The organism is uncultured Enorma sp. (genome assembly GCA_905210055.1).
Taxonomy (GTDB): Bacteria; Actinomycetota; Coriobacteriia; order Coriobacteriales; family Coriobacteriaceae; genus Enorma.
In genome coordinates, this window is record CAJLVH010000076.1 from 1 (window position 1) to 8,524 (window position 8,524).

An 8,524-nucleotide genomic window follows, 5' to 3' on the forward strand; every position below is an offset into this window, starting at 1 on the left:
GCGGCTACGACGCGGACAGCGGCTACGACGACTAGCGCGGCGATGTTAAAAACCCCCTGGGGTTATTTTACATGCTGTAAGGAAACGGTAAGGCTTTTCGGATAGAGCTACCGCTTGCCGAAGGAGGGGCGCTACGCTGCAAGGGCGGGCGCCCCTCTCCGTAGAATCGACTTGCACGGTGCGCTCGGAGTGGAATGGATGGGATTCATATGCGCGTCTTGGTCGTTGAAGACGAGGAGAACATCGTCGCGTACCTCAAGGCGAGCTTGGAAGACGAGGGTTTCACCGTCGATATCGCCTGCGACGGCAACACGGGTCTGGAGATGGCGCTCACCGAGGCGTACGACGTCATCACCCTCGATATCATGCTTCCCGGCATGAACGGCTACAACGTGTGCGGCGAGCTGCGAGGCGCGGGCATCACGACGCCGGTGCTCATGCTCACCGCCAAGGATGGCGAGTACGACGAGGCGGATGCGCTCGATATTGGTGCCGACGACTTTCTTCGGAAGCCCTTTTCGCTTGTGGTGCTGGTAGCGCGCCTGCGGGCGCTGCTGCGGCGCGGGGCGAGCAAGGGTTCGGCGAAGCTGCAGGTGGGTGACCTTACGCTCGACCCGGCTTCCAAGGCCGTCGAACGCGGCGGCACGGCGATCGAGCTCACGCCGCGCGAGTTCGCCTTGCTGGAATACCTCATGTACAACGCGGGGCAGGTGCTCACCAAGACGCAGATCCTCGACCACGTGTGGACGCCGGGGTACATGGGCGGCGACAACGTCGTCGAGGTGTACGTGGGCTACCTGCGGAAGAAAGTTGACGCGGCGTTTGGGCAGCGTCTCATCCACACCGTGCGTGGGGTTGGGTATCGGATGTCCGAGCCGGTGTAGGGCGACGCAAGGCCGGAGTCTGGTACGGGTGATGCCGCTGGGACGTGCTGCCACGTGGAAACGCGATGTCGCACGGGCGCGCCAGCGTGCATGACGCCGCGGGACGCATTGGCCAGAAACCAGGGAGAGACCATGCATCTTTTCAAAAGCATTCGAGGGAAGGTTTCGGTAATCACCGTCGCGGTGTGCGCGGCTGCCATGGTCGCCATTACTGCCGCCGTTGCGCTGGCGACGGGTTGGGCGATCAGCGCCACCATCTCGGGCAGTCTTGATCAGCGCCTCGACGAGATCGAAGCGCAGGTCGCTGCCGGCCAGATGCCCGACGAGCTGCGCGGGACCGGCGCCGATCTTGTACAGATCATCGATGAGTCTGGAAACGTGGTGGCGTCGAGCGATTGGGCGAGCGACGTGGCGCCCATCTCGGCGGGCGGCTTGGCGCCGGGAGAGGAGCGCCGCGGCGAGCGTGAGCGCGTCTCGCTGACGTTTGATATGGCTGATGAGCAGCCTGCCGAAGACGATGCCGACGACGTGGTGCCGCAGGTAGAGGAGCGCGAGCAGGCGGATCCCTCGGCAACGCCGCAAAGTAGCCCGTCACGTCCGCAAGCTTCCGCGCCGGCAGCCTCTTCGAACTATAACAGCGGGTATTCGTCTGCTCCCGCTCCGTCGCAGCCGCAACAAGCTGCCTCGAATTACGACGACGGGGGCAACCCCGGCTACGACGACGGGAGCAGCTCCGGCTATGACGGCGACGCCTCGGCGCGCGGCCGCATCCATGCATATGCGCGTCGTTTCGTGCAGCAGCGGCTTCCTTTCGTGGCGGAGCAGGCGGGCGCATCGTCTGCCCAGGAACTTTCGGTATCGGTCGAGGAGATGCACATCGACGCCACTACGGCACTCGGTATCGAAGGGCCGATCCTCGTGGTGGAGCGCGGCGTCCAGACGCCCGATGGCGTGGTCACCATCGCCGCGCTGACGTCGCTCGCTCCCGCGCGCGAGGCAATGAGGACGGTCGCCATCGTGCTTTCCATCGCCATGCTTGGCTCCCTGTGCGCAGTCGCGGTGCTCTCGTGGTTCGCCGTCGCCCGCACGCTTGCGCCGGTCGAGCGCATGCGCGCGGAGGCCGCGACGATATCCATCGGCGATTTGAGCCGCCGCTTGCCCGTGCCGGAGCACGATCGCGACCTGGAACCGCTGGCAACCACGTTCAATGATATGCTCGCGCGCCTCGAGGCCGCCGTCGCGGAGCAGCGCCGTTTCGTCTCCGATGCGTCGCACGAGCTCAAGAGCCCGGTGGCGGCTATTCGCGTCATGCTCGAGACCATGCGCGACCATCCGGACGCGGTTGACGCGGATACGCTTGCAAACGACCTGCTCTCTGAAAACGAGCGTCTGGGCGGTATTGTGAGCAACCTGCTGTTGCTCGCGCGCCAGGATGAGGGCGTGTCGCGTTTGGACAAGCAGCAGCTCGACCTGTGCGACCTGCTCTATGAAGAGGCCTCGTCTTTGAAAGCGAGGGCGTCGTGCGAGGTCGATGTTTCCGGTGTGGAGCCGGTGGTGTGCACGGCAGATCACGAGGCGCTTTCGCATGCGGTGCGCAACGTGCTCGACAACGCGGCGCGCTATGCACGGAGTCGCGTGGCGATCTCGTGCCGCAATGTTGAGAACGCGGACGGCGAATTCGTCGAGATCGTTGTGAGCGATGATGGGCCGGGTATCCCGGAACGGGATCGCGAGCGCGTGTTCGGTCGGTTCGTACGCCTGGAAGAGGGTCGTTCGCGCAAGAACGGCAGTACCGGGCTGGGTCTTTCTGTGGTGCGGACGATCGCGCGGCAGCATGGCGGCGATGCGCGCTTTATCGACCCCGAATTCGGCGGCGCGAGCATCGCGATTCGCATCGAGGCGTGACCGAGAGCCTTTCAGCGCCTCCTCTCTATCTGTTTTGAACTGCGCCACCAAAGCTGACATTGAGAAGCATAACTTACAGGAATCTGGCCTACATCGACGATAAACGGGGATGTAGAGCGAATCTGTGCATGCGAATCGTGCGATAATCGACGCATGCGACGTTGCCGGTGCGGGTGCGCCGTCCGCGCTGCATGTCAGTCGAATCCCAGCAGAAGAAGGGGAGACACCATGCTCATCGAATCTATCTATGACGAATCATTCCGCAACTATGGTCGCGTGTGGGCAGATGTTCCCGCCGCGTTCACCGAGCCCGTGGTCCACGCGCTCGCCGAGCACGCGCCTTGCCCGGAGGACGGCACGAAGTACGAGGCCAGCGCCGCCGCACTCGAAGAACTCGAGGTCGCGCCTGCGCTCAAGGGGCTTCTCTTCGGCGGTCGTCCCACTCAACTGGGTTGGTGCTGCGGTCATAACACGCGTCTCAACGCCCTGGAGTACCACCGCTCCAGCGAGTTCAACCTCGGTGCGAACGACTTCATCCTGCTCCTTGCGAAGCAGCACCAGATAGAGGGGATGGGTGTCGACGCCACGCTCGACATGTCGCTCGTGCGCGCGTTCCGCGTGCCTGCCGGTGTGCTCGTCGAAGTCTTTGCCGACACCCTGCACTACGCGCCTTGTCAGACAGGCGATGAGGGCTTCCGCACGCTCGTCGCGTTGCCCCAGGGCACGAACGGCCCTCTGCCGGAGCTCGATTCTGCGCTTGCCAACGCCGGCGATGCCCCGCTCCTCTGGGCTGCCGATAAATGGCTCATCGTGCACGCGGAGAGCAACAAGGCTGCCGCCGGCGCCCACGTGGGTCTTCAGGGCGAGAGCATCGATATCGCGGAGGATATCGCGTAGTAGTCAAGCAGCATACGGCATGGGCGCGGGCGCAAAAGCGAAGTGCCTGCAAGAAGAAAGAGGGCAGCTTCATGAAGGTCGCTATTCCAACCATGGGCGCGGGCGGCCTCGAGTGCGAGCGCTCGGGTCATTTCGGCCACTGTGACTGCTTTACCGTGGTGACGGTCGAAGACGGCACGATTACCGCGACGGAGGTCATCGACAACCCGCCGCACGAAGAAGGCGGCTGCATGCGACCCGTCTCCCTGCTTGCCGAGCACGGCGTCGACGCGATCGTTGCCGCAGGCATGGGCATGCGCCCCATGATGGGGTTCGCCCAGGCGGGCATTACGGTTTACTTCGAGAACGAGACCCCGAATGTGGGCGAGGTCGCGAACATGGCCGCCGCAGGCACCCTGCCCGTCATGGGCGAGGAGCACGCCTGCCACCACTAGTCTGCAAACTATGCGAATAAGCGAATAGAATCAACGCCCTTCCTGTGTCATAGTGTTCGCAATAACGAACGGTTTGCGCGCGTGGCGAACGAACCACGCGCCCAGGGACAGCAGGGAGGGCTCGCCGTGGAATACATGACGGTGAAGGATGCCGCCCAGCGGTGGAATGTGACGGAACGGCTCGTGCAGCGGCTCTGCGCAGAGGGCCGCATCGAGGGCGCGGTGAAGTTCGGCCGCTCGTGGGGCGTTCCCGTGAACGCGCGCAAGCCGAACGATCCGCGCCGCGCCGATTCCGCTCTGCGGGCCACCCCGCCCCGCCCACGCCGCGTGCCCGGTTCCCTTGCGGGTCTCATGCCGCTCATGAACACGCCGTTTGCGCCGGGGACGTGCGCGGAATTCGTCGATTCCCTCGCACCGGGGTCGCGCCGCGACATCGCACAGGCGGAGTTCTACTACTTCAGCGGCAGGCCGCAAGAAGCCGTCGCCGCAGCGACGCGCTATCTAGCGAGCGAGGATTTCGACACGCGCCTTTCAGCCTGCCTCATCTGCGCATATGCGAATCTGCCGCTTGGGCGCATCGACCGAGCGAAGCATGCGCTCGAGGCGGCGCGCGGCGCCATCGCGGCGGCGTCGGAAGAGGCCCCGCAGCTCCGTGCCGCGGAGGCGTTCATCGCCCAGACCGCGAGCGTGCTGCTGCATCTGCCTACGCCCGAGGGATTGCCCCGTGCGCAGGACGTGCTCCCGCTCTTGCCGCCCGGACTGCGGGCGTTCGCGTGCTACGTGCAGGCGCACGCGATCTACCTTGCGGGCGACTACGCACAGAGCCTCGGCATCGCCCAGACCGCGCTCATGACGCAGGAGGACGTCTATCCCATTCCCTCCATCTACCTGCACCTCATCGCCGTTATGGACCTCATGAGCATGCGCGAAACCGACCGCGCCCGCGAGCACCTGCTCGCCGCATGGGAACTTGCGCGCCCAGACGACCTCATCCAGGCGTTCGGTGAGCACCACGGGCTGCTCGGCGGTATGCTCGAGGCGGAGCTCAAGCCCTGGTGGCCGGAGGACTTCAAGCGCATCATCGCCATCACGTACCGTTTCTCCGCTGGCTGGCGACGCATCCACAATCCCGCGACCAGCGACGACGTGGCCGACGACCTCACCACCACGGAGTTCGCCGCGTCCATGCTTGCCGCGCGCGGCTGGACGAACCAGGAGATTGCGCGGCATATGGGCGTCTCGGTGAATACCGTGAAGAGCTACATCTCGCGCTCGCTCGCCAAGCTCGGCGTCAAGCGCCGCCAGGATCTGGGCAGGTTCATGCTGTCGTAGGTTTTTGTGCCGTCATTGGTTTTTTGCTTTCCCGTCACCCGTTTTGCCCCGACGCAGGAAGGATGTGCCCCCTCAACCTTTCGCTGAAAATGAACTGACTAGGTGCGCTTTCGGCGTGTGTTGGCTTGGCGAGAGGGATGGTGGGGCATGGGAAAGAGATTTGTGGCAATGCTGGCATGCGTGCTGGCGGCGTTTCTGCTGTTGCCGGCGACGGCGTTCGCGCAGGACTTCACGCCGAATGCGAGGCTTGACGAAGATGGCGTGCTGCACTGGGATGCGGAGGGAGAGTATTACAGCAGGATCGACCTTTCGCTGTTGTTCGGGCCGAATAGCGCCGATCATTGCGTGCCCTCCGTGGACGGGGAGTACACCTACGATATTGAGAATCTCTTCCAGGCGGCAGAGCAATTCTATGGTGCCATAGGGGATATCGAAGGCCTTAACGGCGACCACCCCGTCACGTTCGTGTACTACGAGAAGCAGGCAGACGGCACCATGCAGGAGGTCGGCAGGGCGGAGAATGCCTACAGCTACTCCTACACGACTGGGCAGCTCGTGCAGCTTGCTACGCCCTCCAACCTCACCTGGACGGGCGGCTGGTTCACCGCTTCGTGGGACGCCGTCGCGAACGCTGCGGAGTACCGGGTCACCTTCTACGAGACGACCGCAGACGGCAGCACGAGTGAGGTGCGTAGTACTACCATCGCGGATACCAGCTGCGAGCTCACGTCCGTCGTTACCGCGCCGAAAGACGGCGCTACCTACGCCTTCGACGTTCGCGCCTGGGGTCCCGAGGAAAACTACGAGTATCGTGCGAGCGAAACCAGCGCGAAGAGCGCGGCGAGCGCGGCTTGGAAGACTCCGGTGGTCGAGTACGGTCTGTCCGTCGGCGGTGTTGATGTGACGAGCGAGAACGCGGCGGATGTGCTCGGCGACAACACGGTGTCTTACGACCCGAAGACGCAGACGCTCAAGCTTAACGGCGCGAATATTACCGGTACGAGCGATTCGGGTGCTGCTATTAGACGCGTTACCGGCGAAGGCCCCGACTCCCTCACCATCGAACTCGTTGGTACCAACTCGTGCGGCTCCATCGTGGTTAGCGGCAATACGGACGATCTTTGCCCCCTTACCATTACAGGACAAGGTAGCCTGACGGTTTCTAAGACGGCGCCTGCTGGGGCGATCAGCGTGCAGGGCGACATCATCGTCGACGGTGCGGCGCTCACGGTAAACACCGACGAGGCGGGCATCCAGTCCAACCTGGGAAACATCATCATCCAGGGTGGCGCCGACGTGGAGGCTAACTCCACGGGTAATAGCGCGTATTTCGCCCTCTGGGCAGGTGGGGGAGACGTTCGGGTCTTGGGAGCGGGTACTACCGTTAACGCTCTGACAGAAGATTCGGGCGGATATGCGGTATATGGAGAAGATACCGTTTCCGTTGAGGGCGGCGCCACGCTCACGGCGACAGGCCGTTGCTGCGGAGTTAGTGGCATTTCCGTTACGAACGGCAGCACGCTCGATGTCACGGCGGTTGGCGATGGCTTCGCCGTTGACGCCAAGGGTCCGATTACCGTCACGGACTCGACGCTCAAGGCCAAGAGCACCGATACCGTCGCGGTTTACATCTGGAATAGCCCGGGCGCGCTCACGCTTGCCAACAGCACGGTCGAGGCGAGCTCAGAGAAAAGCTACGCTCTCTACGCAGGCTCCGACGGCATTGAGATGAGCGGTGGCAAGGTTACACTCAGCACACCAGCAAGCTACGCTACGTACACTCCGGGAGGCTTGATTGCTAAGGATGGCGTGGAGCTCAATGTGACGAATTCAGCCCATGGGCTTGCAGCCAACGATACGGTACGACTTTCTGGGGCGACGGGCACGATTAGCGTCGGCAATGCTGCGCTTTATTCGAACTCCTCTGATGTGGTCATCGAAAGCGAGTGCGACCTCGTGCTTGTCGGGCAGATGACAATTAATGCGCCCCTGGGCGACATCTCGATCTCCGATTCAGAGCTCGATGTCACGGGCACAGATGCCGTGTACGCGAAACAAGACATAACCATCGATAACTCCCAAATTGATATCACGGCAAGTGAGAATCCCATTAACACGGGAATCGGATTGCTCACCATCTCGGGCAATCAAACGGAACTCACTGCCACGGGCGGCAGCTACTTTGGCGCGGGCAATGAGCTCGTGATCAACGGCGGTGATGTGTCGGTCACCATTACGACGCCTGCGGGTCAGTCTTTCATGGCGGCGCTCTATGGTAATAAGGCGGTGCGCATCAATGGCGGGACGGTAAACGCTACCGTTGCGAAGGGCGATTCCAGCGCTTCGACATACGCAATCAGGTCGAATGGCGAGATTGAGTTCACAGGTGGCACCACCACGCTCAAGGGCGACACAGGCACGCTGTACGTCTCCCAAAACGGCGGGAGCGTCAGCTTTGGCAGCAACTCCGAGTGGTATCAGTGGGCGACTTCTCCGACGGGTGAAGTAGTGCTGGCCGAGGACGATCCATATTCTTACGATGAGGATAAGAGCACTTACCTCCGCATCGAGCCCGCCGTGCCCCTCTACGAGCTTCGCGTTCAGGGCGGTACGGGTGGCGGCATGTATGCCGAGGGCACCAAGGTGACTATCTCCGCCGTGGAGTTTGACGAGCACGGGCATTTCACTAACTGGTACGTGGTGGATACGGGCGGCGGTGACTTTGAGGATTGGCACGACGCTACGACCATCTTCACGATGCCGGCAAACGACACGAACGTCGTCGCCGGTTATGAGGAGCACACGTTCGTACACCACGACGCTAAGGCGCCCACCTGCACCGAGCCTGGTTGGGAGGAGTACGTCACCTGCGAAGGGTGCGCCTATACGACGTACAAGGAGATTCCCGCCATGGGTCACACGTACGAAGACGGAGTGTGCGTCGATTGCGGCAAGGAAGATCCGGATTACGTAGCGGCCGAAGATCCCGCCGAGCCTTCCGACGGAGGCTCCGGCCCTGAGGGCGATGGCGCGATTCCCGCAACGGGCGACGCCACCATGCTGGCGGTGGGT

6 protein-coding genes are annotated in these 8,524 nt (G+C 62.9%); all 6 read left to right on the top strand.

Annotation, left to right across the window (positions count from 1 at the left end; genetic code table 11):
* The first annotated feature begins 209 nt into the window (after nt 1–209).
* On the top strand, nt 210–884 hold the full coding sequence (locus tag QZ079_RS05970) for a response regulator transcription factor (RefSeq protein ID WP_297036365.1): 675 nt from the start codon (nt 210–212) through the stop codon (nt 882–884).
* Between the two features lie 132 nt (nt 885–1,016).
* Nucleotides 1,017–2,789, top strand: a complete 1,773-nt coding sequence (locus QZ079_RS05975; protein WP_297036369.1) for a HAMP domain-containing sensor histidine kinase — start codon at nt 1,017–1,019, stop codon at nt 2,787–2,789.
* A gap of 228 nt (nt 2,790–3,017) precedes the next feature.
* Nucleotides 3,018–3,686 (top strand): DUF4867 family protein, encoded by a 669-nt coding sequence (locus QZ079_RS05980; RefSeq protein ID WP_297036372.1) that lies wholly within the window; start codon nt 3,018–3,020, stop codon nt 3,684–3,686.
* 71 nt (nt 3,687–3,757) lie between these two features.
* Nucleotides 3,758–4,120 carry a NifB/NifX family molybdenum-iron cluster-binding protein gene (locus QZ079_RS05985; protein ID WP_297036375.1) on the top strand — a complete coding sequence of 121 codons (363 nt, stop codon included), beginning with the start codon at nt 3,758–3,760 and terminating at the stop codon, nt 4,118–4,120.
* Nucleotides 4,121–4,255: 135 nt separating this feature from the next.
* Nucleotides 4,256–5,452, top strand: coding sequence for a sigma factor-like helix-turn-helix DNA-binding protein (locus tag QZ079_RS05990; protein ID WP_297036380.1), 1,197 nt, complete (start codon nt 4,256–4,258; stop codon nt 5,450–5,452).
* A 147-nt stretch (nt 5,453–5,599) separates the two neighbouring features.
* On the top strand, nt 5,600–8,524 hold a 2,925-nt coding region (locus tag QZ079_RS05995; RefSeq protein WP_297036377.1), incomplete at its 3' end, for an InlB B-repeat-containing protein.